Source organism: Arthrobacter sp. W4I7 (genome assembly GCF_030816215.1).
In the GTDB taxonomy this organism is placed as follows: domain Bacteria; phylum Actinomycetota; class Actinomycetes; order Actinomycetales; family Micrococcaceae; genus Arthrobacter; species Arthrobacter siccitolerans_A.
In genome coordinates, this window is record NZ_JAUSXU010000001.1 from 470073 (window position 1) to 494262 (window position 24190).

30 protein-coding genes are annotated in these 24190 nt (G+C 63.5%); 10 read left to right on the plus strand and 20 right to left on the minus strand.

The window, feature by feature from the left end; translation table 11 throughout:
• Positions 1-34 precede the first annotated feature (34 nt).
• The 7 genes from QF047_RS02150 to QF047_RS02180 are packed head-to-tail and all read right to left on the minus strand — an operon-like array spanning position 35 to position 7800.
• Complete coding sequence (locus QF047_RS02150) at positions 35-1219, minus strand: ROK family transcriptional regulator (RefSeq protein WP_307273420.1); 1185 nt, start codon at positions 1217-1219, stop codon at positions 35-37.
• A gap of 26 nt (positions 1220-1245) precedes the next feature.
• Positions 1246-2235, minus strand: coding sequence for an N-acetylglucosamine kinase (locus QF047_RS02155; RefSeq protein ID WP_307273422.1), 990 nt, complete (start codon positions 2233-2235; stop codon positions 1246-1248).
• Positions 2232-3608, minus strand: a complete 1377-nt coding sequence (locus QF047_RS02160; RefSeq protein ID WP_307273425.1) for a glycogen debranching protein — start codon at positions 3606-3608, stop codon at positions 2232-2234. Before QF047_RS02160 ends, QF047_RS02155 begins: the two co-directional genes overlap by 4 nt.
• Positions 3605-4687: an ABC transporter ATP-binding protein gene (locus QF047_RS02165; protein WP_307273427.1), complete on the minus strand. Its 1083-nt coding sequence runs from the start codon at positions 4685-4687 to the stop codon at positions 3605-3607. The genes QF047_RS02160 and QF047_RS02165 overlap by 4 nt, the downstream gene beginning before the upstream one ends.
• Before the next feature lie 40 nt (positions 4688-4727).
• A complete protein-coding gene (locus tag QF047_RS02170; protein ID WP_306635837.1) occupies positions 4728-5567 on the minus strand; it encodes a carbohydrate ABC transporter permease in 840 nt (279 codons plus the stop codon).
• A complete protein-coding gene (locus QF047_RS02175) occupies positions 5564-6457 on the minus strand; it encodes a carbohydrate ABC transporter permease (RefSeq protein WP_306635836.1) in 894 nt (297 codons plus the stop codon). Before QF047_RS02175 ends, QF047_RS02170 begins: the two co-directional genes overlap by 4 nt.
• On the minus strand, positions 6457-7800 hold the full coding sequence (locus QF047_RS02180; RefSeq protein ID WP_307273430.1) for an ABC transporter substrate-binding protein: 1344 nt from the start codon (positions 7798-7800) through the stop codon (positions 6457-6459). The genes QF047_RS02175 and QF047_RS02180 overlap by 1 nt, the downstream gene beginning before the upstream one ends.
• 182 nt (positions 7801-7982) lie before the next feature.
• Between QF047_RS02180 and QF047_RS02185 the strand changes: the two genes are divergently transcribed.
• Positions 7983-8267, plus strand: a complete 285-nt coding sequence (locus QF047_RS02185; protein ID WP_373427735.1) for a hypothetical protein — start codon at positions 7983-7985, stop codon at positions 8265-8267.
• A gap of 286 nt (positions 8268-8553) precedes the next feature.
• On the opposite strand, the gene QF047_RS02190 is transcribed toward QF047_RS02185, so the two are convergent.
• From QF047_RS02190 to QF047_RS02205, 4 genes are all read right to left on the minus strand, one after another.
• Positions 8554-8982 (minus strand): nuclear transport factor 2 family protein, encoded by a 429-nt coding sequence (locus QF047_RS02190; RefSeq protein ID WP_307273432.1) that lies wholly within the window; start codon positions 8980-8982, stop codon positions 8554-8556.
• A 13-nt stretch (positions 8983-8995) separates the two neighbouring features.
• Positions 8996-9271: a hypothetical protein gene (locus tag QF047_RS02195; RefSeq protein ID WP_307273435.1), complete on the minus strand. Its 276-nt coding sequence runs from the start codon at positions 9269-9271 to the stop codon at positions 8996-8998.
• A gap of 47 nt (positions 9272-9318) precedes the next feature.
• Positions 9319-10095: a type II CAAX prenyl endopeptidase Rce1 family protein gene (locus tag QF047_RS02200; protein WP_307273438.1), complete on the minus strand. Its 777-nt coding sequence runs from the start codon at positions 10093-10095 to the stop codon at positions 9319-9321.
• Positions 10096-10175: 80 nt separating this feature from the next.
• The gene (locus QF047_RS02205) at positions 10176-10526 is read right to left on the minus strand and encodes a metalloregulator ArsR/SmtB family transcription factor (protein ID WP_306635827.1); all 351 of its coding nucleotides are present in this window, start codon (positions 10524-10526) and stop codon (positions 10176-10178) included.
• Positions 10527-10633: 107 nt separating this feature from the next.
• Between QF047_RS02205 and arsB the strand changes: the two genes are divergently transcribed.
• From arsB to trxB, 3 genes are read left to right on the plus strand one after another with little or no spacing between them, the layout of a single operon-like run.
• Positions 10634-11731 (plus strand): ACR3 family arsenite efflux transporter, encoded by a 1098-nt coding sequence (gene arsB / locus QF047_RS02210; RefSeq protein ID WP_373427736.1) that lies wholly within the window; start codon positions 10634-10636, stop codon positions 11729-11731.
• Between the two features lie 23 nt (positions 11732-11754).
• A complete protein-coding gene (locus tag QF047_RS02215) occupies positions 11755-12189 on the plus strand; it encodes an arsenate reductase ArsC (RefSeq protein WP_307273443.1) in 435 nt (144 codons plus the stop codon).
• A gap of 37 nt (positions 12190-12226) precedes the next feature.
• Positions 12227-13231 (plus strand): thioredoxin-disulfide reductase, encoded by a 1005-nt coding sequence (gene trxB / locus QF047_RS02220; protein ID WP_307273446.1) that lies wholly within the window; start codon positions 12227-12229, stop codon positions 13229-13231.
• 207 nt (positions 13232-13438) lie between these two features.
• On the opposite strand, the gene QF047_RS02225 is transcribed toward trxB, so the two are convergent.
• From QF047_RS02225 to QF047_RS02265, 9 genes are all read right to left on the minus strand, one after another.
• Positions 13439-13633 (minus strand): hypothetical protein, encoded by a 195-nt coding sequence (locus QF047_RS02225; RefSeq protein ID WP_306635821.1) that lies wholly within the window; start codon positions 13631-13633, stop codon positions 13439-13441.
• A 312-nt stretch (positions 13634-13945) separates the two neighbouring features.
• Positions 13946-14734, minus strand: coding sequence for a GAF and ANTAR domain-containing protein (locus QF047_RS02230; protein ID WP_307273450.1), 789 nt, complete (start codon positions 14732-14734; stop codon positions 13946-13948).
• Positions 14731-14982: a hypothetical protein gene (locus QF047_RS02235; protein WP_307273452.1), complete on the minus strand. Its 252-nt coding sequence runs from the start codon at positions 14980-14982 to the stop codon at positions 14731-14733. The genes QF047_RS02230 and QF047_RS02235 overlap by 4 nt, the downstream gene beginning before the upstream one ends.
• A complete protein-coding gene (locus QF047_RS02240) occupies positions 14979-15710 on the minus strand; it encodes a GAF and ANTAR domain-containing protein (RefSeq protein ID WP_307273455.1) in 732 nt (243 codons plus the stop codon). Before QF047_RS02240 ends, QF047_RS02235 begins: the two co-directional genes overlap by 4 nt.
• Positions 15711-15879: 169 nt before the next feature.
• Positions 15880-16227: a hypothetical protein gene (locus QF047_RS02245; RefSeq protein WP_307273457.1), complete on the minus strand. Its 348-nt coding sequence runs from the start codon at positions 16225-16227 to the stop codon at positions 15880-15882.
• Between the two features lie 9 nt (positions 16228-16236).
• Positions 16237-16956: a GAF and ANTAR domain-containing protein gene (locus QF047_RS02250; protein ID WP_307273459.1), complete on the minus strand. Its 720-nt coding sequence runs from the start codon at positions 16954-16956 to the stop codon at positions 16237-16239.
• Between the two features lie 107 nt (positions 16957-17063).
• A complete protein-coding gene (locus QF047_RS02255; protein ID WP_307273462.1) occupies positions 17064-18440 on the minus strand; it encodes a cytochrome P450 in 1377 nt (458 codons plus the stop codon).
• A gap of 15 nt (positions 18441-18455) precedes the next feature.
• The gene (locus tag QF047_RS02260) at positions 18456-18746 is read right to left on the minus strand and encodes a hypothetical protein (RefSeq protein ID WP_306635809.1); all 291 of its coding nucleotides are present in this window, start codon (positions 18744-18746) and stop codon (positions 18456-18458) included.
• The gene (locus tag QF047_RS02265; RefSeq protein WP_307273464.1) at positions 18733-19461 is read right to left on the minus strand and encodes a GAF and ANTAR domain-containing protein; all 729 of its coding nucleotides are present in this window, start codon (positions 19459-19461) and stop codon (positions 18733-18735) included. The genes QF047_RS02260 and QF047_RS02265 overlap by 14 nt, the downstream gene beginning before the upstream one ends.
• Positions 19462-19727: 266 nt before the next feature.
• Here QF047_RS02265 and QF047_RS02270 point away from each other — a divergent pair, with 266 nt between their 5' ends.
• From QF047_RS02270 to QF047_RS02295, 6 genes are all read left to right on the plus strand, one after another.
• The gene (locus QF047_RS02270; RefSeq protein WP_307273465.1) at positions 19728-20489 is read left to right on the plus strand and encodes a GAF and ANTAR domain-containing protein; all 762 of its coding nucleotides are present in this window, start codon (positions 19728-19730) and stop codon (positions 20487-20489) included.
• A gap of 184 nt (positions 20490-20673) precedes the next feature.
• Positions 20674-20931, plus strand: coding sequence for a hypothetical protein (locus QF047_RS02275; protein ID WP_307273468.1), 258 nt, complete (start codon positions 20674-20676; stop codon positions 20929-20931).
• Positions 20932-21017: 86 nt separating this feature from the next.
• A complete protein-coding gene (locus tag QF047_RS02280; RefSeq protein ID WP_306635802.1) occupies positions 21018-21158 on the plus strand; it encodes a hypothetical protein in 141 nt (46 codons plus the stop codon).
• Between the two features lie 238 nt (positions 21159-21396).
• Positions 21397-22797 (plus strand): DUF2254 family protein, encoded by a 1401-nt coding sequence (locus QF047_RS02285; protein ID WP_307281712.1) that lies wholly within the window; start codon positions 21397-21399, stop codon positions 22795-22797.
• A gap of 51 nt (positions 22798-22848) precedes the next feature.
• Entirely contained in the window at positions 22849-23583 is a 735-nt protein-coding gene (locus QF047_RS02290) for a GAF and ANTAR domain-containing protein (RefSeq protein WP_307273472.1), read from the plus strand.
• A 260-nt stretch (positions 23584-23843) separates the two neighbouring features.
• Positions 23844-24176: a helix-turn-helix transcriptional regulator gene (locus QF047_RS02295; RefSeq protein WP_306635797.1), complete on the plus strand. Its 333-nt coding sequence runs from the start codon at positions 23844-23846 to the stop codon at positions 24174-24176.
• Positions 24177-24190: the final 14 nt, after the last annotated feature.

Genomic DNA, 24190 nt, shown 5'->3' on the forward strand with positions numbered 1-24190 from the left:
TCTACCTCAGGGCGCGGGAGGTGCCGGTGGATCCCTAGCCTGCGGCGCTCTCCGCGTCATCCGCAAAGAGCTGGTCAACGGCTTCCGGGGCGAAGATCTTACGCATGACGAGGGTAGTGATCCCGTGGCAGGCGGCGAGGTCCTCTGGATGGCCTGCCTCCACCACTATCCCTTCGGCGATCCGCTCCACCACGTCGGTGAGGACGCGGGAGGACACCTTTTCCACAAACCAGGGCAGGCCACCGATCTGTCCGCCCAGTACCAGGCGGTCAGGGTTGAGCGTCGTGACCGTGGCTGCAAGAGCCCGTCCAAGCACCTCCGCAGCATCAGTCAGGGCTTGCAGGACCTCCGGGTTTCCCGTCGCGGACGCAGCGCCGATGTCCTCCAGCTTCGTTAATCCCAGATGGCCCAGCCTGTCCCTGAGCGCGCGCCCGGAACTGTAGGCGGCCAGGCAGCCGTGACGGCCGCACCGGCAGAGGGGGCCGTCGGCGGACATACGGATGTGGCCGATGTCCCCGGCAGATCCATGGGCACCACGGAGAATGGAGCCTTCCACCACAATGCCGCAGCCAATGCCGGTTCCGACCTTGACGTAGACAACGGTCTCAGCATCGCTGGCCCTTTCGCCCAAAGCAGCGGCACGGGCGTCGTTCTCAATGACCAGGGGCAGGTCCCAGGTTGCTTTGACTGCCTGCACCACTGAATCGGGGGACCATCCGGGGATGGTGGTCTGGTGCTTCACGTGCCCGGTCCCGGCTTCCACTGGTGCTGGAAGGCTGACGCCGATACCCAGCAGGGTCTCGCCGGTGCCCTGCGCCAACAGTTTCCGTCCTGTGTCCACCAGGGGAGCCAGGACCGAATCTGCCGGCGCGCTGATCTCCAGTTCGAAGGTCTCGGAACGCAGCTGGCGGCCGGTGGTGTCCGTGATGCTCACGGTGCCGTGAGTCTGGCCCAGAGTCAGCGCCAGGACAACGCGCCCGCGGTCCTCGAAGCGGATCTTCCGGGAAGGCCGGCCGCCCGTGGAAGTGAGGGGTTCTGCCTCGTAGATGTAGCCGCGGCGGGTGAGGGTATCCAGCCGTTCATAAAGGGTGGCACGCGACATGCCGGTGGTTGAAAGCAGTTGTTGGCGCGATAGCCCGTCCGCTGAACGAATCAGCTCCAGAAGATGCCCGTGCGAGGTTGCCCCGCCCAGGCTTGCAGGCATTCTTTCAACTGTCACACCGCCCCCTTTCCCGGTTTACAAGCCTACTTCCTCTCGGGCTCCGGACTTCCCGCGGCCGGCCCGGCAGTGGTGTTGAGGAGGGCTCCGGCCAGGTGAAGGGCACCGAAAACCGGCTCGACGGCGAGGGTCCGGGCGGCAGGCAGCCCTTCTCCGGCCAGATGGGCGTTCAATGCTTCCACAAGCGCAGGCTGGTGGAGGCCGAGCCCGCCGCCAACAATCACCGGGCCAGCCAGGGCGAGGCGCCGGGCAACCTGCAGGACCTGTTCTGCCAAATGCCATCCACCTTCACGGATGATGGCTTGACTGAGCACATGGCCGCGGGCTGCCGCCTCGAAAACCACTCTGGACCGCTGGGCCCAGTAGCGTCGGTCGTGGTTGGTGTGGAATTGGCTGATCAGGTGTTCGGGACAGTCCAGCCCGCAGTCGGACAGCAGCAATTCGGTGAGCCCGTCGGGCGCAAGTCCCAGATTGAGCTGCCGGAGGCTGTGGCGTACAGCCTCGCGGCCGAACCAGTAGCCGCTGCCTTCGTCGCCGAGGAGGTAACCCCAGCCCCCGCTCCTGGCCTCTTCGCCTGCAGGGTTGATGCCCCACGCGGCGGAGCCTGTGCCGGCGATCAGCGCTATCCCCACGTCCTGGCCTGCTGCTGCCAGGACGAGCCTGGTGTCGTGGACAATTTCCACCGTGGCGCGCGGAGCAAGTGGGGAAACGAGCTTCCGGAGGCTGGCGGCGTCCTCATCAGTGTCGATGCCGCCTGCTCCGATGTACACCTCGTCCGCCTGTGCGCCGCCAAGGGCGGCCATAAGCGCTTCAAGGTTCCGGCCGGCAATGGACTTGTCAACGTTCTGGACGTTGGCGCTCCCCGCAACCTCTTCCCGGGTGACCCGGCCGCCGTCGATCCTGACACCACGGGTTTTCGAGCCGCCGATGTCCAGGCCAACGATGATCTTTTCCTGCGGTGCCGGCCTGGAGCGGGATCTGTCGGCCCTCGCGGCCGGCATCGGAACTGCGGTCATTGGTTGCCCTTTTGGGTTTCGGATTGTCCTGGGACAGGCTCGGCTCCCATCCACTCCAGCGCAGCAGCCGCAGTCCAGGCCTGGGCGAGGCTGCCCAAAGGTTCGCCAGTGAAAGGTTCGTAGTACTCCCCGAACTGCAGGTCGGCCAACTGTTGAAGCGAAGCGGACCTGAGCCGGCCATAGAGCCCGGTTTCGCCGTCCCTGGCGGCGGCCCAGCCAAGCAGGAGGTTGAGGAAAGGCCATACGGGACCCCTCCAGTACGTCCGGGGCCTGAAGGCGTCGCTTGCAGGAGAGGTCGAGGGCGGCAGCGGGAACCGGAGGTCCGGGAAGCCCATCCACCGCGGTCCCTGCAGCAGCTCGCGCTGGGCGGCCAGAAGGGCAGGGTCTCCACCGGATACCAGCGGCGCGAAGCCGGACACTGTTTCGGTACCGATCCACTGTCCGGCCAGCACGTCGTAGTCCCTCGCCAGGCCCGTGGCAGGATCCACTGTTGATGCCACCCCGGCCTGAAACCGGGCCGCCATCAACCGCAGTTCCCCGGCTTCCTTGACCCTTCCGATCTCATCACCAAGGTCGGCCAGCACCGCGCTGGAAGCGGCCATGATGGCCGAGAAAAACACGTCGCGTACCCGGAAATCAACCACTTGCTGGACGGCGTCGTCGTCGAAGGCGACGTCCGCCATCTGCTGAACCAGCCACAGGTACTTTGTGTATTCGGCATCGTCCGGGCGTTCGCTGATGTCCGCCACGTGGAGGGTGTCGCGCCGCGTGAAGGGCGCGACGGCGCCGGGCACCACGCGCGCGTAGGGGCCGTCCCAGCGGGGGGAATTGTCGAAGCCGGATTCCCAGCCGTGATGGATCTCAACGAGCCCCACACCGTCGGGATCCCGCACGGTGGCGAGCCAACGGTGCCACGCGAGCCAGCCGTCAAAGGATTCGGCAAGAAATTCTTCGGCCGCTGCCTGGTCCGCGCCGCCATTTTCCCGGCCGCGGTCAACGATGTGGCGAAGAGCGATCGCGTGCACCGGCGGCTGGCAGATTCCGCTGCTTTTCACACCTGCGGGCAGGGCTGCCGCATTCGCCGTTCCCCAGCGGTCGAAGCCGGGAAAATAGCCGGTGTCGTTATCGCTGAACACGATGTGGGGGATCATTCCGGTGGACCATTGGGCGTTGAGCAGGGTCCGGAGTTCGGTGACGGCGCGCGGCACGCTGGTCCGGGCCAGGCCAATGGCTACGAACGCGGCATCCCAACTCCACATGTGCGGGTAGAGGTTTGGTGCGGCACTGGTCATGGTGCCGAGGTCATTGAGGCGAAGGACCTCGATGGCGGCGGCGCGGAGCTGTTCCTTGGAAACGGAAGTGACGGGGTTCAATTGGCCTCCAGTGCCATCGAGGTTTCGCGGTCGTAAACGCGCATGGTGTTGGGGGCGAAGCCCAGCCAGATTGTCTTGTGGGGTGCCGTCCGGAAAGTCGGCGGCGCCTGGACTTTGAGGGTGTGGCCGTCCACTTCCACGGTCAGGAGGATGGTCGAGCCCATGGGTTCAACCACCAGGACGGTGGCGGCGACGTCGCCCGAGGAACGTTCGTTGCTGACCGTCACGTTTTCAGCTCGGACGCCGAGCAGGACGTTCCTTCCGGCGAAGGACCTCAGGATGGACGGGGCCATGAGCTGTTGTTCGCCCAGGACCAGGGTGCCGCCGTCGTGGCTGACTGCGGCGTCCATGAAGTTCATGGGCGGGGATCCGATGAAGCCGCCCACGAAGCGGTCCGCCGGTGCATCGTAAACGTCCAGCGGGTCACCGAGCTGTGCGATCCGGCCCTTGCGCATCACGGCCACCTGGTCGCCAAGGGACAAGGCCTCGCTTTGGTCGTGCGTGACATAGACGGTGGTGGTGCCCAGATCCTGGACGATCTTTTTAAGTTCTGAGCGGAAGGTCAGGCGCAGCAGGGCATCCAGGTTGGAGAGCGGCTCATCCATGAGCAGGACGTCGGCATCCATCACAATGGCCCTGGCGACGGCGACGCGCTGGCGCTGACCGCCGGACAGGTTGGCGGGAAGCCGGTCCAGGTACGGGCCAAGCTGCAGCAGGTCCGCCGCCCACTGGACCTTCCGCTCGATTTCTTCTGCCGGGACTTTTGCCATGCGCAGCCCGAAACCGATGTTGTAGCGGACCTTCCGGTGGGGGAATACAGCGTAGGACTGAAACACCATGGAGAGGTTGCGCTTGTTGGGCGGCAGGTAAGTCACATCCCGGCCACCGATAGAGATGGAGCCTGAGTCAGGTAGTTCAAGGCCGGCGATCATGCGCAGCAGCGTGGTCTTGCCGCAGCCGGAGGGGCCCAGGAGGACGGTGAATTCGCCATCCTGGATCTGCAGGGATACATCGTCGGTGGCCCGTTCGGATCCGCCCGGATAGGTCTTTACGAGGTTTGAGATCTGGATATCAGCCATGATCGGCTCCTTCTGAAGTGCGGTGGCAGGTCGGGCGGACCTAGCGGATGGTTGAGCCCCACATGTTGGTGAGGTAGCGGCGCATCAGCGCAATGAAGATGATGGACGGGATAACCAGGGCAAAGCCGCCGGCAAACCGGTACGCGAGTGGCGAGTCGGACAATGAGCTAAGCACCTGGGCAGGCAACGTGCGGTGGTCCAAGGTCAGGATGGAGGCGCCCAGGACCTCGTTCCAGGACATTACGAAGGTGAAGATTGACGCCGCCGCGAGGCCCGGCAGTGCCATGGGCAGGACCACCCTGGTGAAGGCCCCAAGCGGTGTGCATCCGAAAAGCCTGGCCGCCTCCTCCACGTCGATAGGGACACTGAGGAAGACGCTGGCCGAGATGAGGATGGTGGTTGGCAGGGCAAGGGCGGTATGTAGCAGGATCACGGCGTACGTCGTGTCGTAGACGTCCACCGTCAGGAAGAGCCTGGCCAGCGGGACGGACAGGACCACGATGGGAAGGGCGCGGGTGAAGAGCAGGAACAGTTGGTAGGGGTCCTTGCCCTTGAAGCTGTAGCGGGCCAGTGCGTATCCGGCGGGGACTCCGAGGACCGCGGCGAAGATCAGTGTTCCCAGCCCAACAATCAGGGAGTTGCCCAGGGCGCCGAAGATGCCGGTGGATCCGAGGAATGCGTTGAGCGTCTCCACGGACAGATTGTTGGGAAGCAGCGACAGCGGAAACGCATTGAGGGACTCCCTTGTGGACAATGCCGCCAGCGAGATCAGGTAGATGGGGACCAGCATAAAAAGTGAGACGGCGATGCACGCGGCTTGGAGGAGGAAACGGTTGCGCTTCTGCCGTGCGATGGGGGTGGTATCCACTGCGGTGCTCATCGGAGCCCTCCCTGGTTTTTGTCGCGGAGTGCCCGCAGGTAGAAGATCGAGGTGAGCATGGAGACGACGAGGATGACCAGGGCCAGCGCAGCGGCGACGTTGGGGTTCTGCAGGCCGGTGTACCAGCGGTAGGTCTCGCCCACCACGAGGGGGAAGTTTTGCCCGGTGAGGGCCTGGGCCACTGCAAAGGTCTGGAATGCCAGGATTGTCCGGAGAATGAGGGCGACCTGAAGGCTGGGCTTCAACAGCGGCAGGGTTATGTGCCGCAGCCGCTGCCAGAACGTGGCGCCGAAGACCTGGGCGGCTTCGTCGTAGTCCTTGGGTATGCCCTGGAGGCCTGCAACCACGATGATCAGCACCAGTGATGTTGCCCGCCAGAGCTCAGCGATCAGGACGCACGTGAACATGCTCGCCTGGTTGTCATAGGCCAGCCAGGAGCCGCCTTCAATGCCGAACCATGACAGGGCCGAGTTCAGGTAGCCGCGGTCGTTGAAGATCGCCAGCCAGACAAGCCCTGCCGCGAGGTCACTGAGTGCCAGAGGTATGGCCCAGACGAAGAAGTGGACTTTGTGCAGCCGGGGGTTGGTCCGCAGCATCAGCGCCATGCCGATCGCCAACGCGAACTGCAGCGGAATCATCACCACGATGAGCAGCAGGGTATTCCGCACCGCGGGCCAGAAGTAGGGGTCCTGGACCATCCGCGTGACGAAATCCAGCGTGAAGCCGTTTTCATCGCGGAATGCCTGGAGGATTCCCTGGATCACGGGCCAGCCAAGAAGAAGCGCCATAAAGACCACCGAAGGAGCGATCAGCAGGATCGCGGGAGGTATCTTGCGCCGGCGGGGTGGAGTCAGCGTTTCGGCGGGAGTGGATGGTGCCTCTACGGCCATTACGCTACCTCGCACTTCGTTGAGATCGGATCGGGTTCCCAGCACGGCACGTTCAGGCCCTGCAAGATGGTGTTGAGCTGTGTCGCCTGGGTGTCAAGGACTTGCCGGATCGGGCGGTTTTCCAGGCAGATCTGCTGGAAGCAGTTCTTGAAGATTTGGGAGACTTCCCCTTCCTTCGGGCCCAGCCCCACCGGGGGAAGGGCAAGAAGGGCACCAGCTGACCGTTGCTGCCGGCGGACTGCCGCGGCTTCCAGCGCAATGGCCCCTGTCAGGTCCGAAGGGAGTTCCGTCTGGACAACGGGGAAGAAGGCATTGCTTCGCAGTGTCTCAATCTGGGACAACGGTTCGGACAGAGCCCGGATGGCTTTCTCTGCCAGGTCCCTTTCCTTGCCATTCTTCGGCAGTGCGAGGCCGGCGATGATGAGCATGTAACCGCGGCCCTTGGGGCCCCGCGGCGCGGGGACCATCATCCACTCATCCGGGTTGTTGGCCGGTGCGTTGACCAGCCGTGCCACGTGGTCCCACGCCACCAGTACTTCGCCGCGTGCCAGTGGCTCCTGCATGTAGTCGTAGTTGGTGGAGGCAGGTGTCAGGGCGGACCACAGTTCCTGCATGTAGGTCCAGGCCGTGGCGGCGTCCTCGTTCCGGAATGTGGTGATCTGGCCACCAGTGAAGCTCGGCAACAGGAAGCCCTGGTAGAAACGGTGATGCAGACCTTTGGGGCCGGCGGGCATGCCAAAGACCGGACGCCCGGCTCCCTGTTTTGCCGCCTTCGCCCACGCAAGGTAACCCTCGTAGGTCAAATCGTTGACGTCCACTCCCGACGGCAGCCATTCGAGGGCCTTTTTGTTCACGGCCACTACGTACGTGGCCTGCATCCAGGGGACGTAGCGGGACGCAGAGCCGCCCACTTTCGTCAGCTCGAGCATCTCCTTGGTGAAACCACGGCCGGACAGATCGCGGAGCAGGTTGTCCACATCCTCGAGGGACTCCGCGAGCGGGGCAAGCTCGCCATGCAGCCCGCCGAGCAGGGAAGTCTTGACGTTGCCGGCGGAAGCCTGGGTGCTGACGGTGGACGAGAAGACACCCGGATCCACGGAGTTGTAAGCGACGGGTGCCTTAGCGAATTTCTTCAGCACCGCCTCATATCGCTGTTTCTCCTCCACGGGAGTGAACTGGGTGGACAAGAAGCCCACAGTTCCTTCCCCGGCGGACGCGCCACTCGTGTCAAAGCCAGCGCACGAAGCCAGGAAGGGGGCCGACATGGCCGTTCCCAGTCCGGCCAAAAGAAGGCTTCTGCGGGAGATCGCGGCGTGCTTGGGCTGGAAGTACATGTCTTTCATTGACTACTCCAATCGAGTGTGCGCCACTGCACAAACTTTCGTCTAAGCATTAGACATAAGCGGGAACCTGTCAACCCCCTCCCGGCGAGCCGAGTCCGGACGGGTGGCAACTTTTGGCGCTACTGCCCACCGTCTGACAACTAGGCGAATACCTGTGACAACGGTGGGAATACTCGCCGTATATGCTGGGTGGGCTCCCGCAGATCGCTCTGGGGAAAAGAGTTGCCATCGCACGTGCCCTGGTCCGCCGTCCGCGGCTGATCCTGGCCGATGAACCTACAGGCGCCCTTGACCTGGATACCGGACAGGCAGTGATGGCACTTTTGGATACCGTGGCCACTGAATCCGGCGCCACCCTGGTCACCATCACCCACGACGTGAATGTCGCAGCCCTTGCCCCGGCCTGCTACCGGCGCGAATCCGGCGTCCTCATGGCCGCGGACGTCCCGGCGGGAGCCAGCGCGTGACCGGGGTTGTTTCTGCCCTTGTGGAGGCCTGGCAGGAATTGAGGATCAACAAAACACGGATCCTGCTGGCGCTGGTTGGCGTGGCACTTTCCGTGGCCGCCCTGACGTCCGTTGTGGGGTTGGGGAACCTGGACCGCGAGGGCTTCAAGGCGTCTTCGGAACAAAACGGGGGCCGGGCAGCCACCCTGGGCATAGCCGTTTTCGGCCCCACGCGCATATTCCCATCCGTTTCTAGCCAGTGGCTTGTCCTGGGGTGTTCTCTGCTGACCGGCCGGAAATTTGGTTGTTACTGCTGTGGGTTCGGCGCCGTATCCGGCCGCTGTCCCGACAGCTTCTCCACGGCCTGCTCGACACGCACGGCTAGACGGTCCACCTCCTCCATATAGAGCCTGCCGGCGGTGATCTTGCCGTTCCTGAGCTCAAAGAGTGTCACGCCACGCACCTGGAAGTCCTGGCCATCACTGCGCGTCCCGGACCAGGACCACTCGCTCCAGGTGGTGTCACCGTCATCAACCGAGCGGATCAGTGCGGCGTGGAAATCGGGAATGCCGGCAAACATTGCCTGCCAGTTGGCGTGCATTTGAGCGCGCCCGACGAAGGCCGCGCCGGGGTGGGCCGGTTGCTCGCTGCGGTAGTCCTCGTGAATAAGAGCTGCCGCCCCTTCCAAGTCGTGGGCATTCAAGGCGGCGGCCAAGTTGTCGATGACTTCACTCATGATTCCCCCCGGGCTAGGAGCCGTCGTCGTCTTCAATCTCGGCCAGCACCTCGGCGGCGTCCCGGTTTCCGCCGGCCGCCAGCCGCCGGAGCTCATCGAGGTCGCCCTGCTCGCCGGCCGATTCGACCAACTGGTCAAGAGCGTCCCTGCTGCCGGAGTCCGCAAGCCGGCGGAGTTCGGCCAGATCCCCGCGCTCGGCGGCGCGTTCCACCAGTTCATCGACGGCATCGGAATCACCGTGCTTCGCGCGCTTCCGGAGGGCCTCAAGTTCAGGGTCAGGTGTCTGCACGCTTCAACTATGGGCGCCGCATCAGTGCACGTCCAGAGTGAAAGAAGTCAGTACAGGAAGATGTCGATCCATGCGCGGTTGTGCGCGTGGATGAGGACCAGGAACAGCACGAAGTCGAACAGCAGGTGCACGCTGACGATGTAGGACAGCGACCGGGTGATGGTGAACAGCCGCGCCTGCAGCAGCGCAAACGGGAAGATGAAGAACGGCGCCCAGGCGTGGAATCCAAGCTCCCACAGGAAGGACGTGAAGAGCACAGCCTGGAGCAGGTTGGCCTGCCAGTCCGGGAGATGCCGGCGCAGGAGCGTGAACGCGGTGCAGATGAAGAACAGCTCATCCCAGATGCCCAGCACGTTGGTGCCGAGGAAAAGCCTGGCGATGCCCTCCGGGTCACTGACGGCCGGCCAGTTGTTGTAGACGCCGGTCCGGATCATGTAGACGGGCATCAGCGCATACCCGATCACCAGGACCGCGGGCAGATACCACTTCTCGACGCGGGTCCACGGCTGGCCGGTCCGGACGGGAAACCGGATGGCGTGGTCCTTGGTGGCGAAGCGCGAAACGGCATACGGGACACCGACGGCCAGGACCATCGCCGTCCCCATCACGGCCATGTGCCCGGTGCTGATGTCCGTGGTGATGGGGACCAGGCTCATTGCAGCCAACCCCACGGCAACCAGGGCCAGGTCAACTAACAACTGCCGGCTGATGATCCCGGCCAGCACGAGGGCGGCGCCGAGCAGCAGGAAGCCGGACAGGCGGTCCTCACGGACAAACAGCAGAAAGCCCGACGCCGAAACGAGCCCCGCCGGGACCAGGTTCATTGATGCACGGTTCAGTGACGCACGGTTCAGCCCAGCGGGCCGCGCCCCGCGGAGTCGGGCTTCCGCTTCGGGTTGCTGATTCACAGCGTCCCCAGGAGTCCGGCCACCTCGTCGAGTGCACCTGGAACCAGGGAATAGTAGGCCCACGTGCCCCGCTTCTCACGGTGAAGCAGCCCGGCGTCCACGAGGACTTTCAAGTGGTGTGAGACAGTGGGCTGCCCGAGGTCCAAGGGCTCGGTCAGGTCGCACACGCAGGCCTCTCCGGACTCCCCGGCTTTAACAATGGACAGCAGGCGCAGCCGGTTGGGGTCGGCCAACGCCTTGAAGACCTGTGCCTTCTGCCGGGCATCCTCGGCGCCCAAGGCAGGCTTCCCGGAAGGAACGCAGCAGGAGTCGTCAACCACGGGTTCGAGGGTCTGCTGGGCTGCCATGAACCCCATTATGCAACAGATTGACATCCATCGATATAGCTGGTCATACTGCACGTATCGATAGCCATCAATCTTGTTCAGTCCCGGCTGAGCCTCCCAGGAGAACCGTGAGCACCCAGACCCAACCGCCGCCACCTGCTCCAGGAGAGGCCGCGGTCGTCGGAAAACTCTCCACGCTGGACCGGTTCCTTCCCGTCTGGATCGTTGCGGCGATGCTGCTGGGCCTCGCTCTAGGGAATCTGGTCCCGGGCCTGGACACGGCGCTCGAAGCCGTCAAGGTGGGGGAGGTCTCGCTCCCCATCGCCATCGGGCTGCTGGTGATGATGTATCCGGTGCTCGCCAAAGTCCGCTACGACCAGGCCGGGCGCATCATCGGGGACAGGAAGCTGCTGGTCTCCTCGCTGGTGATCAACTGGCTCCTGGCTCCGGCCTTTATGTTCGTCCTGGCCTGGCTGTTCCTGGCAGACCTGCCTGAGTACCGCAGCGGACTCATCATCGTTGGGCTGGCCCGCTGCATTGCCATGGTGATGATCTGGAACGACCTCGCCTGCGGAGACCGTGAGGCTGCCGCCGTCCTCGTAGCCATCAACTCCATCTTCCAGGTGCTCGCCTTCGGAGCGCTGGGCTGGTTCTACCTCCAACTCCTGCCGTCCTGGCTGGGCCTGCCCGCCACCAGCGCAGACTTCGCCTTCGGAGCTATCACAGCCTCGGTACTGATCTTCCTGGGAATCCCGCTGCTGGCCGGCTTCCTCACCCGGACCGTCGGAGAAAAGGCAAAAGGCCGGGACTGGTATGAATCCGTTTTTCTTCCCAAAATCGGGCCATGGGCGCTGTACGGCCTGCTCTTCACCATCACCCTGCTGTTCGCCCTCCAGGGCGGCAGCATCACCTCCAAGCCCCTTGACGTGGCAAGGATTGCGCTGCCGCTGCTGGTCTACTTCGTGGTGGTCTTTGCGGCGGGCATGCTGGTGGGGAAGCGGCTGGGCCTTGGCTACGCCAAAACCACCACCCTCGCGTTCACTGCCGCCGGCAACAACTTCGAACTGGCCATCGCGGTGGCGATTGGCACCTTCGGTGTGACGTCCGGGCAGGCGCTCGCCGGCGTCGTCGGACCCTTGATTGAAGTGCCCGCACTTGTTGCACTTGTATACGCGGCTCTGTGGGTGCGCAGGCGCTACTTCGCCTCCGCTCCCGGCGCCCGCTGAACCCCCGAATCCCAGGAGAGACCATGATCCCCGAAACCGCCAGGAAGCCCTCCGTACTGTTCGTCTGCGTCCACAACGCGGGCCGTTCCCAGATGGCCGCCGCGTTCCTGACTACCATGGCCAAGGGCGCAGTGGAGGTGCGCTCGGCAGGTTCCCGGCCCGCAGACAAAGTGAACCCGGCCGCCGTCGAAGCCATGGCAGAGCTGGGCATCGACATGTCCGCCGAATTGCCGAAGGTCCTCACCGCCGAGGCGGTGAAGGAATCCGACGTGGTGATCACCATGGGCTGCGGCGACGAATGTCCGTATTTCCCTGGAAAGCGTTATGAGGACTGGGTCCTGGAGGATCCCGCCGGCCGGGGCGTGGACGCCGTCCGGCCCATCCGCGATGAGATCAAGACCCGGATCGAGAACCTGATCACTGAACTGGTGCCCGCGCAGCACCCGGACGCCCAGTAGCCTGTTCCCAAACGCCCTACGCAAAAGGAAGCCTGCCGTGACCATTGACGCGAACAACCAGCATCCCGCAACCGAACAGCTGATTATCATCGGTTCCGGCCCCGCCGGCTACACCGCCGCGATCTACGCAGCCCGCGCGGGCCTTGCGCCGCTGGTGCTTGCGGGATCCGTCACCGCCGGCGGTGCGCTGATGAACACCACCGAAGTCGAAAACTTCCCCGGCTTCCCCGGCGGCATCCAGGGGCCGGAACTCATGGACGGGCTGCAGGAGCAGGCTGAGAAGTTCGGCGCCAAGGTAGTTTTCGACGACGTCACGGAGGTGTCGCTGAAGGGACACGTTAAGACGGTGGTCACCGGCGGCGGCGAAACCCACCGCGCCCCGGCCGTCATCCTGGCTACCGGCTCGGCGTACAAGGAACTCGGCCTGCCGGAGGAGAAGAAGTTCAGCGGCCACGGTGTTTCCTGGTGCGCCACCTGCGACGGGTTCTTCTTCCGCGAACAGGACATCATCGTGGTGGGCGGCGGTGACTCGGCCATGGAGGAAGCAATGTTCCTGACCCGGTTCGGAAAGTCAGTCACGGTCGTGGTCCGGAAAAACGAACTCCGCGCCTCCCGCATCATGGCGCAGCGGGCCAAGGACAACCCCAAGATCACGTTCGCCTGGAACTCCGCCGTCACCGCCATCCACGGTGACGGGAAAGTCAATGGCGTCACCCTGACGGACACCCGCTCCGGGGAGGCACGGAAACACTCGGCTACCGGAATTTTTGTCGCGATCGGGCATGTGCCGCGCACTGAACTGCTGACCGACCAGGTGGACCTGGACGGGGACGGCTACATCAAGGTGGACGCCCCCACTACCGTCACCAACCTCTCCGGCGTTTTCGCCTGCGGCGACGCCGTGGACCACCGCTACCGCCAGGCGATTACCGCCGCGGGCACCGGCTGCGCGGCCGCCCTCGACGCCGAACGCTACCTCGCGGCGCTGGAGGATGCGGACAGCATCGCCACCGCGCTGGTTGAGGAACCAACCCACAGCTAGGATCCGGAACAGGGGAGGGGGTGAGCGGAATGACGACAGGATGCTGCGGCGACTCCGGTTGCTGCGACGACGATCAGGACTGCTGCTGATCACCCCCATCGTGCCGGCCAGCGGCCATGAGCAGCACCTACCCGGGCGGCATTTAACTGCAGCGGACGACGGCGGAAACCTCCCGCCGTCGTCCGCTGCAGTTTTGTTGTCCGGAAGTTAGGCCGATGCGAGGGCGCCCTCGTCACGGACGCTCAACGTGAACGTGTTGGGCCCGCTGCAGGTGACGGCAATGCGGCACGAAGTGGTGTTGTGACGGGCCGAGAGGTCACTCACCGCAGCATCAAGCGTGTGGTGGAGGGCTGACCGGTCCCAGATCTTGAGGGTCACGGAGTTATTGGCATCGAACGTCATTATTCAACTTCCATTTCATGCGGTTGGCGGTCCGGAGTCTTCGTTGCCCGGGCCGTGTCCTCGTCGGTGAGGACGGACTGCAGGTGGGAAAGCGCATTCCCGTACTTCCATGTTGCAGGTTGCTTTTCGGATTAGCAACCGGGACAGGGCCGATGTGACCAAGCACACCAGGCCTCCGGGAGCGTGAACCCAGCGGCGGCTGCCCTGCTTTTCCATAGTGCCCAGAGCCGGCGAAGCGCCACAACCGAAACGGGCAATTGTTGCAGGTGAGACTCATCACGTCGGCAAGGGAGGGCGGCGCCGGCCACGTGTCTATTCGTCGAAGTAGGTGTCGATCTGCTTCTCGCCCGAAATGGATGAAATGACGGCAGCCGCCACTTCGCGCAGCTTGATATTACGGGCACTGGAGGCCTTGGTCAGGATGTTGAAGGCCACGTCCCGGGTGCACCTGTTCTCGGCCATGATGGCTCCGATGGCCATATCGATCACGGTGCGGGACTGCATCGCTATTGCGAGGTCATTTCTGGCCTCACTGAGCTGGGCGATGCGAAGGACCAGCCGCAGCGAACTGGCGGCCTGGCTGGCGAACGCTTCCGCGGTGGAAATATCCTCGGCAGTGAACCCGCTGCTGCAGCCGGAATACAGGTTCATCACGCCTTCGGCCTCGCCGGCCAGATCCATTGGTACTGCAAGGATCGAGCAGACACCATGCTCCCGGGCGGCCTTGACGTACGGAGCCCACCGCCGCTCGTCGGTCAGGTCGGGAACCAGGAGGGTGATTCCGTTGCGAAGGGCCGTCAGGCACGGACCGTCGCCGAACCCGTTCTGCAGCTCATCCAGTGCTCTGGCCGCCGCATCGCTGCTGGCAAGGGCTTCGGGCCTCTTGCGCCGGATAACGGTGACGCCGGTGTGGATACGGTTGCCCGGGGAGGACAGCCTGGAGGAGGCCAGCACCGCCAGATCGGTCAGGAAGCTGATGACATCCTTGCTGGCCAGAACCAGTCCCTGCAGCCGCGTTTCCATGTCCGGGGATGCCTGGATGGCCGGGGCGGCCTGAGGCAAGGCGCCAAAGTTTCCGGCCATGGGCTCGTGGTTCGTCATGGGGTTTCGCCTTCCATCAGTTCCGTCAAAGCCATGGCGATCAGCGCGACTTGCCCGGCCGGGATGTCGATTGCCTCGTGAAGATAGGCATCCAGGGACATCTCGTCGATTCCGCCCCCCAGCCCGTAGTAGTACGTCCACAGTTGGGCCAGCGGAAGGTCGGTCTTGCGGAAACGCTCCGCTGTGCCCCGCCGTTCTTCGAAGGCCCGGTCCGCTGGCTCCGGGCCTTCAGTTTCAAAGGGATTCATTCCTGCCCTCCGTCTCGCTGGGCTCCGGAGAATCCGCCTCCACGGACGATGTCCGTGGCGATGTCCTGCATCCTGCGGTTACCGGACTTCGCCGCCAGTTGAAGCACCTCCAGCGCGCCTTCCCGTCCGCCGTGCTGCTGGAGCATGATGAGCGACACGGCCGCGTCCACCACGGCCCGCGACTTCAGCGCGGCGCGGAGGTGGTCCGGATGGATTTCCGGCCCATGCAGCCGCAGAGCGATCCGGAGCACACGGGACATGGCCGCCGCGTGCTGTCCGAGAAGCGCTACCGTCTCCTCGTTGAAGGCGCCCACCGTGCTTGCATAGCAGTTCAATCCGGCATGCGAAAAGGGGTCTGTGGGGATGGGGACAGCGAGTACGGAGCGCACGCCCTCCCGCAGCGCCGCTTCCAGATAATCGCTCCAGCGCTGGTCGCTTTTCAGGTCCGGAATTAACACCAGCCGCTGCTGCCGTGCGGCAGTCAGGCAGGGTCCGTCGTCGAACGCGTACTGCGTTTCATCCAGCCGCCGCCCCTCCTCTGTGCTGCTGGCAACCGTTGCAGGGCCTCCCTCGCGCTCCACGGTAATGGTGCAGGTGACTGAGCCATCGGAGCCGAGCAACGAGGCGGAGATAGTGGCCAAACCCAGCAGGAACTCAGGGAACCCGGGACTTTCGAGGAGCAAATCCTGCATCTGGTCCGAAGTGGTAAGGCTGCTGTCCTGGGCCATCGGCCCTCGATCCCTGGGTGCGCCGTGGGCACGTGCCCCTGGCTGGCGGCCTCCGCTCTCTACGCGGGGAACCCGATCATTCAACCTCTGGATCTGTTGGCTATCCCGAAATCTCCTACTACCGACACTACGCCGGTGCCGGACCTATTGATACGCCCGGTCCTTCGATCTACTCGTCCGCTTCCGATTGCCCGCCGGTGCCATCTTTCCGGATCTCTTGTGCGGCGGGATCGGAGGTGCTTGGGCCGGGGCCTGGACCGCCGTCGAAATCGTCGGAGTACGGTGCCCGTGGCCTGGGAAGGTCATCAATGAGCTCGTTGGCCGCCAACGCGAGCAGGTCACGCTGTACCGGTGGCAGCGACAGCAGCCCTTGCAGATATGCCTCCACCTCGTATTCGCCGGCGTCGCCGGACATGCCGAAATACTTCAGCCACAACTCGGATACGGAGATGCCTGCGGCCCTCATGGCTGAACGCAGCCTGCGCCGTTGTTCGGGTTCGTTAGGATCAAAGCCCATGGGCGCTTCCTACGACCCGGGCGCCGGCGTCCCGGCCAGGACGTGCGCGCTGATGTCCTGCAATGCTGTGTTCTCGTCCCGCGCTTGCCTGATCAACCACTGCAGGGCCGCTTCGTGGCCAAGTCCCAGGCGCTCCATCAGAACACCGCAGGCACGGTTCACAAGGTCACGGCTGTACAAGGATGTCTGCAGGCCCTCGGTCATTTTGTGGGGTGCCTCGCTGGCCTGGATGTGCGAGAGCAGCGTGGCGGCCGGCGCCGCAAAAAGTTGAAGCAAGGCGGTGCTGGATTCGTCAAAAGTGTTGGGGGCCGCGGCATACAACTTCAGTGCGCCAATGGACTCCCTGCCTGCAATGAGGGGAGCGCTGACCACCGAGCGCACTGGCAGCCCTTGCACTGCCCTGCGCCAGTCCGGCCACCGGGACTCCTCCCGGATGTCCTCGAGCAGAACCGGCTTTTCCGTAGCCCACGCGGTCAGGCAGGGGCCTTCGCCGCATTCATACTGCATGGCGTCGGTCTGAGCCACGATCCTGTCCGTATAACCACTGCTGATCCGGCGCCCACGGGCATCCAGGAGGGATACCCCCGCTCCGATGGTGCCCGGAACCGACTCCTTGGCCGCCTGGGCTAAGAGCCGGACGGCCGTTTTCACCTTTTCTTCCGTCAGCAGCAACCCCTGGATTCGAGCGATCACAGTGCTGAGCTCGTCGAGGGGAAGTTGCTGCGCCATAGTTCCAGCATAGGGCCAAGGCGTTCCCGCCGTCCCCTGGGCCCACAGGGATTCGGCTGGCATCGAAACGATGACGACGGCGGGCGCCCTCCCCCGGGCGCGCACGTTCAGGCACTCGGCTCCCGGCTGGGATGCGGCTGGCTGCCGGAGACGGTGAAGCGCAGGGAGAAGTTGTTGAGCGCACCGGGAAGGCGTTTTTCCGGGCCAAGCGCCTGCGGGGAGGACAATGCGAAAGAGCTCTTTTCAATAAGGGAGCCGAGCATGGCGCTGCTCAGCATCAGCGCGAGTTGACGTCCGGGACAGAACACCGGACCATCGCTGAAGGGGACCAGCGGCCAGCCCTCATCGCCGTTCTTGTCCAGCCAGCGCTCCGGTGTGAAGGAATGCGCCTGGGGGACGCGGGCTTCGTCCCGGTGAAAGTAGGGGACGTAGATCAGGACACCGCAACGGGCTGGCATGTCGCCATCGGGCCACTCTAGTTCCCTGGTGCTCTGGCGGAGGATCACGGGCGTCGTGGGCCACAACCGCAGAGAGTCCAGGACACAAGCGCGCAGGAAGGGCACGTGCCGGCGTTCCGTTGTGTCCTGCTCCACTTCCGCCTTGGCCGCGGCCAGGTGTTCCGGATGCGTGGCCAGGAGTGCCAGCGTCCTGAAGGTGGCCATACCTGTCGTTTCAAGGGCGAACAGCCACTGGGGGATCTGATCTACCGGCGCCGCGTCCTGGCCGGGGTGCATCTTTGCCATGGAAAATGCCAGGCTGCCCGGCTCAGCATCCTTCATCCGGTCCTCAACGCGGCTGAGGAACTTCGTCCGTAAACCCTTGTCCTTGGGCTTGAGGAAAGACCAGTTCGCATTTTCCCGGAGCTTGGCCAGCATGTCGGTCAGTTCGTGGTCATCACGGGCTTGATCCCCGAAGATGCTTCGCCGCACCACGCGGTCCCAGGACTGGACGAAGCGGTCCCATCCCAATTCCATGTTTCCCGCCGGGCTTCCGTCCTTGATGCCCCGCAACAGCTGGTCCGCCTCTTCCCGGACGATGGGTATGAAGGATGCTGCAAGGTGATGAACAGGGCAGTGCGCGTCCAGGACCTGTTCCTGCAACGCCCTTCGCGCGGTCCTCTCCCGGCCTTCTGAGATGAGCACAAACCGTGGTTCGAAGTGCGCAAGCGCCGCTTTCTTCTCGCTGCTCGCCGGGGAGAAAGGCTCCGGTGAGTTGGCAAGGACGTAATGCAGGTGTTCCGGCCGCAGCACCACGGCTTGCTTGCGCCCCGGGAGCCGGAGCATCAGCGGCCCCTTAGGGTATTTGCGGGCGAGCTTGGCCATCCGGCGGACTGCCCGGTCATCCAGGCCTAGCCGTTCCGCTCCTGCCTCCACCTTTGGCCGGCGGATGATCGGGCCCTTAGCCGTGGTTGGCAGGAACACAGCAAGGAAAAAAGCGGCGGACTCCAACGCGGTGGCCTTGGGCAGACGGGTGCGGCTTTTCATGAAGCGGGCTCCTTCTTACTTGGTGAGGTCTTCCAAGTACGGTGCGCGGGGCAATGGTGGAAGTTCGTCGATGAGTTCATTTGCTGCGTGGGCCAGCAGGTCCCGTTGACCCGGCGGCAGGGACAGCAGTGACTGAATGTAGGCATCCACTTCGTATTCACCCACCGTGCCTCCGATGCTGAAGTAGCGCAGCCAGAGATCCCCATGCTTCAGGCCGGAGCGGAGCAGGGCTTTGCGCAGGAGCCGGCTTTGTTCCTGCTCAATTCCAGCCGAGGGATCGGGGCTGCTCCTGTCATGTTCCGTCATCGGAGAGGTTCTTCGTCCCGTTGAGTATCTCTCTGCTGACGCTGAGAAGTGACTGCCTGGTGGTCCTGGACTGCTCCACCAGTTTCTTGAGGGCTTCGCCCTGGTCCAAGCCGTGCAGCCGCATCAGGAAGCCCTGGGCACGGTTGATGGTATCCCGGCTGTCCAGGGCAGAGGTCAGGACCCTGGTAAAGCGAAGAGGGGAGTCCGAGCTTTGGATGTTGTCCAGGAGGGTAGCCGCCGGCACCACAAGTTTTTCCAGCGGCCGTGAGGTGGAAGTGTCGAAGGCCCCGGGCTGGGATGAGTAAATTTTCAATGCCCCCAGGCAACGCCTGCCTGCCATGAGGGGTGCACTGATGACGGACCGGATTGACAGGTCCCTTACCGCCTGCGACCACAAGGGCCAGCGGTCGTCGGTGAAGACGTCGTCGATCAATACAGTGCGTTCGCTGGCCCAGGCGGTAAGGCATGGTCCTTGGCCGAGCTCGTACTGGGCAGAATCTGCTTCCAGGACAACGGGGTCCGTGGCTCCTGTGCTGGTTCTGGTGCCCTTTTCGTCCAGGAGCGATACACCGGCACCGGAGCTTCCGGGAAAGGCATCACGGATGCCTTCGGCAAGCAACTGGACGGCCCTGTCTACCTTCTCCTCGGTCAGGAGCAGGTCATTAATGCGGGCCAATGCGAGAGTGAGATCATCCAGGGGGAGCTGTTGTGGCATGGTAGCCAACCTTCTGCGGCGGACATTGCTGTGGGATGCCCCCTGCTGGGCCGGACCGGAAAAATTTTTTCGATCCATTACCAGCATAGCCCCTGCAGATGCCGCCGCGCTGGCTTCGGCACAGCGGCTTTCCGTAAGAACGTCGACTCGATGTAGTCTCGGGAAAGCGTTTGGAAGTGGGCGTCTAAAGGCCGCGTGGGAAACCGCTGCGGTTGAAGCCCAATTTCAGGGACATCGAAATGGACGCCCAGCCCAACACAGCCTCTTTGCCCATCAGAGCAGACGTTTTGCCCGCTGCCGCTGCAATTCAGGACGGGATCGTATCCCGTTTGCAGGACCTCGTCCTGCAAACCGCTGACGCCCAGGACTTCTTCGAGGAACTCGCGGTTTTCTCGGCCTCCCTCCTGGCCCCGCCCGGCGGAGAACTCCACTGCAACGTGACGGTGGTGCGCCGGAAGCGCCCCATCACCGTCGCTTCCAGTACGCCCAGGGCCCGGGTCATGGATGAGCTTCAGTACGCCTATGGTGACGGGCCCTGCCTGGCGGCCATGCGGACCGGAAAGACTATCTACGTGGCAGATGTTGCCAGCGAACACCGCTGGCCGGAGTATTCCCAGGCAGTCTCAGCCTATGGTGTCGGCTCTATCCTCAGTGTGCCCCTGCAACTCGAGGGGGACTCCTCGGCTGCCCTGAATATCTATTCATCGGCAGCTCAGGGTTTTTCACCTGGGGACATCGCACAGGCCGAGTTTTTTGGCGAGCAGTCTTCCAAAACGCTCCGGCTTGAACTGCGCCTGGCCCAGTTGAGGGATGCGAAGGAGGACCTGGAGGCTGCCATGAAGTCGCGGACGGCCATCGACATTGCCGTGGGCGTGATCATGGCTCAAAACCGATGCAGCCAGGCCGCAGCGATGGCCATTTTGAGGAAGGCCTCCAACAGCCGCAACGTCAAGCTGCGGGATGTGGCGGCAGGGGTCATCGAATCAGTCTCGCCGGACCCCGCGCTGCGTACACACTTCGATGAGTAATGCCTTGAGTTCAGCGGGTACGCCACAAATGCGATTGGACAGAAGTACGGCCAGTGCGTAAATTCTTAGTGGTAGGCGTCACTTATTTTGATGACTTACCCCTCCGGGCCATGTGCAGGGCCTTTCAGGAGTGAGCGCTGTAGCAAGACGGCGGAAAAATGCACACCGGCGAAAGAGGGCCATCGTGGCTGACTCGCATTTCACAAAGTTCCTTGCTGAAGCAACCGTCCCGGAATTCGACACTGACTGCCCTATGTCTGCGGATTGCCTTTATGGGCTTTACGTCAGTTGGTGCCTGCTCCAGGGGATGGAAGCCAAGACGGACGTCGCCTTCCGCGCAGCGATGCACCGGGCCGGCGTCGACCTCCACGACACCAAACTCCGGATGGTGGGCCCGGCAGCGGCCGACTACATCCTGTCCAGCTACCCGGCCGCCGCATAGCAATGTCCATTCATCCGGAGGGACCCGGGAATCGCGTCGAAGGTGTGCTTGCCTCCGGCAGGCACTACATCCACTGTGGGGAACTCATGCGGAAAACCGGCTCCGAACTGCGCCGGCTCAGCATGCCGGCCTTCACTGACGGGCCGTTTGAAGACGCCTTGGACGTCTACCTCACCACGCAGGTACTGCACTGCCAGTGCGGTTTCCAGATGGAACTTCCCGAATAGGCGCTTGGTTCGCCAAAGAATCCGTTGCTGTCCGGGCCCGTTGAATAAGGCCCGGACGGCCGGGTAAGTAAACATTGATCCTCAGTATTTGTAGTTATTCGAAGTGGTCAGGCAGGCGGCCTTAATTCGTGGATGGGGGACGGACGGACAGATCCGGAGGTGCGGGCGGGTGAGTAACAGGGAGAAACCTGCGGTGCGGAAAGCAGCGCTCCGGGATCCTCTCCGCAGCTCGGGCGGCATGCATGAGGCGAGCCGGCTTCAGCGCGGAGTTGCCGAGTTTCTGCGGCTGCCACTGATGGTTACAATCTCTTTTTGCGTTGCCGGCGTGGTGGTATCGGTGCTGGATGCTTCCTCCACCGGCCGCTCGGGGCTGCGTGCCGCGGCTGAAAGCCTGGTGCCTGGCGGCGGAGCGGTCGACTTCGTGTCCGCTGTGGCAACAAGCCTGTTGACCGTCACGTCAATTACGTTCTCGGTACTGCTGCTTGCAGTGCAGCAAACAGCGAGTTCCCTCACTCCGGTAGTCCTGGACCAGTTTCTTCGTCGCAAGCCGAACCAGGCCTACTTCGGTTTTTTTGTCGGCGCCTCCGCCTTCACTTTCCTGGTCCTCGGCCTTGCCCGGGAGGAGGGGCCGGCCCCTGTTTACGGCGCATGTATAACCTTGCTTTTGACTATCGTTGCCTTGGTTGTCCTGTTGATGTTGATCCACGCCACCATCGACCAGATGCGGCCCGAGTCCGTGATGCGCTCTATCCATGAATTGGCCCTTGAGGCCAGGGAAAGCGAGCTGCGCCTGTTGGGCAGTACCAGGGTTGAACGGCGGACGTTCCCGGGCGCAGCCGAAAGATCAGTCAAGGTGCTGGACAGCGGATACGTGGTGACCATTGACCTTCCCAAACTGGCCGAAGTGGCGCGCCGGGTCGGCAGGAACGCTGAGATCCTCATCGAGGGCAGGCTCGGTGAGTACCTCGTCTTCGCCGAAGTGGTGGCGCGGGTTGTGGGGGTGGACGCAGATGACGATTCGTACGACGCAGACGTCCTCTCCGCTTTTGGCATTGACGACGTTCGGGACGTTGACGCGGAATCGGGCTATGCCTTGGACCAGCTTGAGAACATTGCCTGGGCCACGGCCACCAGCGCAGGCCAGAGTCCCAGCACAGCCATAGTGGCTGTGCGGTCGCTCTCAGATCTCCTCGGGCGCTGGCTGATCAGTGGTGAACGGGACCGGTCGGACCGTTCAAAGGATCGGGAGGAGCTTCCCATTGTCTATACGGACGGAGCGGTGGCCCGCGGACTTTCGGCCCTCTCCAACCTCATTATTGCCAGTGCGGAGTCGCGCCAGGTCCAAACCTGTGCCGAACTGGTCCGCTCGTTCACCCGGCTTGCACCAAGGCTGCACCCAAGCGACATGGAAAGCTTCCAGACCGCCATTGATGCCTGCATGCCGGCTGTTATCCAGCACCCGGATGCGCCGGCACTGCACAATGCCATGACCGAACTGGAAGCTGCGCTGCACGGGGCAGGACTCGATAGTCGAAGACTGGCACATGCCCGGGAAGCGATCCGGCGCGCATCGGAAAGGATGATGCCCAAGCCCTCGGACGAACCCGAGGCGGCAGCCCTGGAACACAGCCGTCCCTAGCTCTAATACTCCAACGCCCCCGCTTTTATGGGTGGCACATAAGATGGGCCTATGTCGAATTCATCGGACAACGAATCGGTCGCGCAGCTTCAAGACATCCTGGTGGGGGCGGAGGATGGCCTGCAGTTCCTGTCGGGGCTCTCCGGGCTGGCCGCTGCAGCGGTTTCCGAAGCGTCGGGGGATGCCGTTGAGTGCGCCGTGACCGTCAAGCTGCGGCGCAGGCCGTCTACGGTTGCCGGCAGCAGCAATCGGGCCATCGAGCTCGACCGCATCGAGCAGGCCGTCGGTGATGGGCCCTGCATGAGGGCCCTGAAGGAGATGTCACCGGTGATTATCGACGATGTTTCCTCGGACTCCCGGTGGCCAGAGCTGGCCAAAAGATTCGCCGAGTCAGGCGTCTACAGCTCGCTGGGTGTGCCCCTGGAAATCAACAAGGAAGCAAGCGCGGCACTGAACTTCTTCGCGTCCAGGCCGGGCGTCTTCAGCCCCAACGTCTACGACAAGGCCGTGGGTTTTGGCGCCGCCGCCCACAGCACGCTGCATCTGTCGGTCCGGATCAAAACTGCGGAAAACCGGGCGGAAGACCTGGAAGCAGCAATGCAAAGCCGGACCGCCATCAACCTCGCGTGTGGTGTAATCATGGCGCAGAACAGGTGCTCGCAATCAGAAGCGATGGAGATCCTGACCAAGGTCTCCAGCAACCGCAACCGGAAGCTGCGGGACGTGGCCACGGAACTGATTGAACAGCTGCAGGGCACCAGCATCCAGACACACTTCGACGCTTAGGCACCTTGTCGCTTGCCGTCCGGACGGCCACCCTCAAGCCTTCCCTGGTCCTGCGGATGTCCCAACAGCTGCCGCTGCCTCTCACCTCGAAGACCGGGGCTCCGCCGTCGGGCAGGAAAAGCGCCGTACCCTCATCCGCAGCCATGGCGGCCACCACGGCAATCCAGGCCGCGTGTTCGTTGTACAGGCGTTCCTTGCGCAGGTGCTCCTTGTAGGAAACCCATTGACACCTGTACCCACCAGGACTATCGTACAACCAAATGGTTGTAGATCAGCTCCGCGAAACCGAACTTGACCGCCTTTTCCAGGCGTTCGCCGATTCCACACGCCGGGACATCGTCCGGCGGGTGATGGTTGGTGAGTATTCGGTCTCCGGCCTCGCGGGCCTTTACGCCATGAGTTTCGCTGCCGTCCAAAAGCACGTGGCGGTGTTGGAGCGCGCCTCCCTGGTCACCAAGGAGAAGCGCGGAAGGGAGCAGATCGTGCGCGGTAACCACGAAGGGCTGCAAAAGGCCCGGCGGCTGCTCGATGAGTACGAGGCGATCTGGCGGCAGCGCGTAGGCCGGATCGCTGACATTCTGGCTGAAGGATAAGGAAAGGGTTCTGC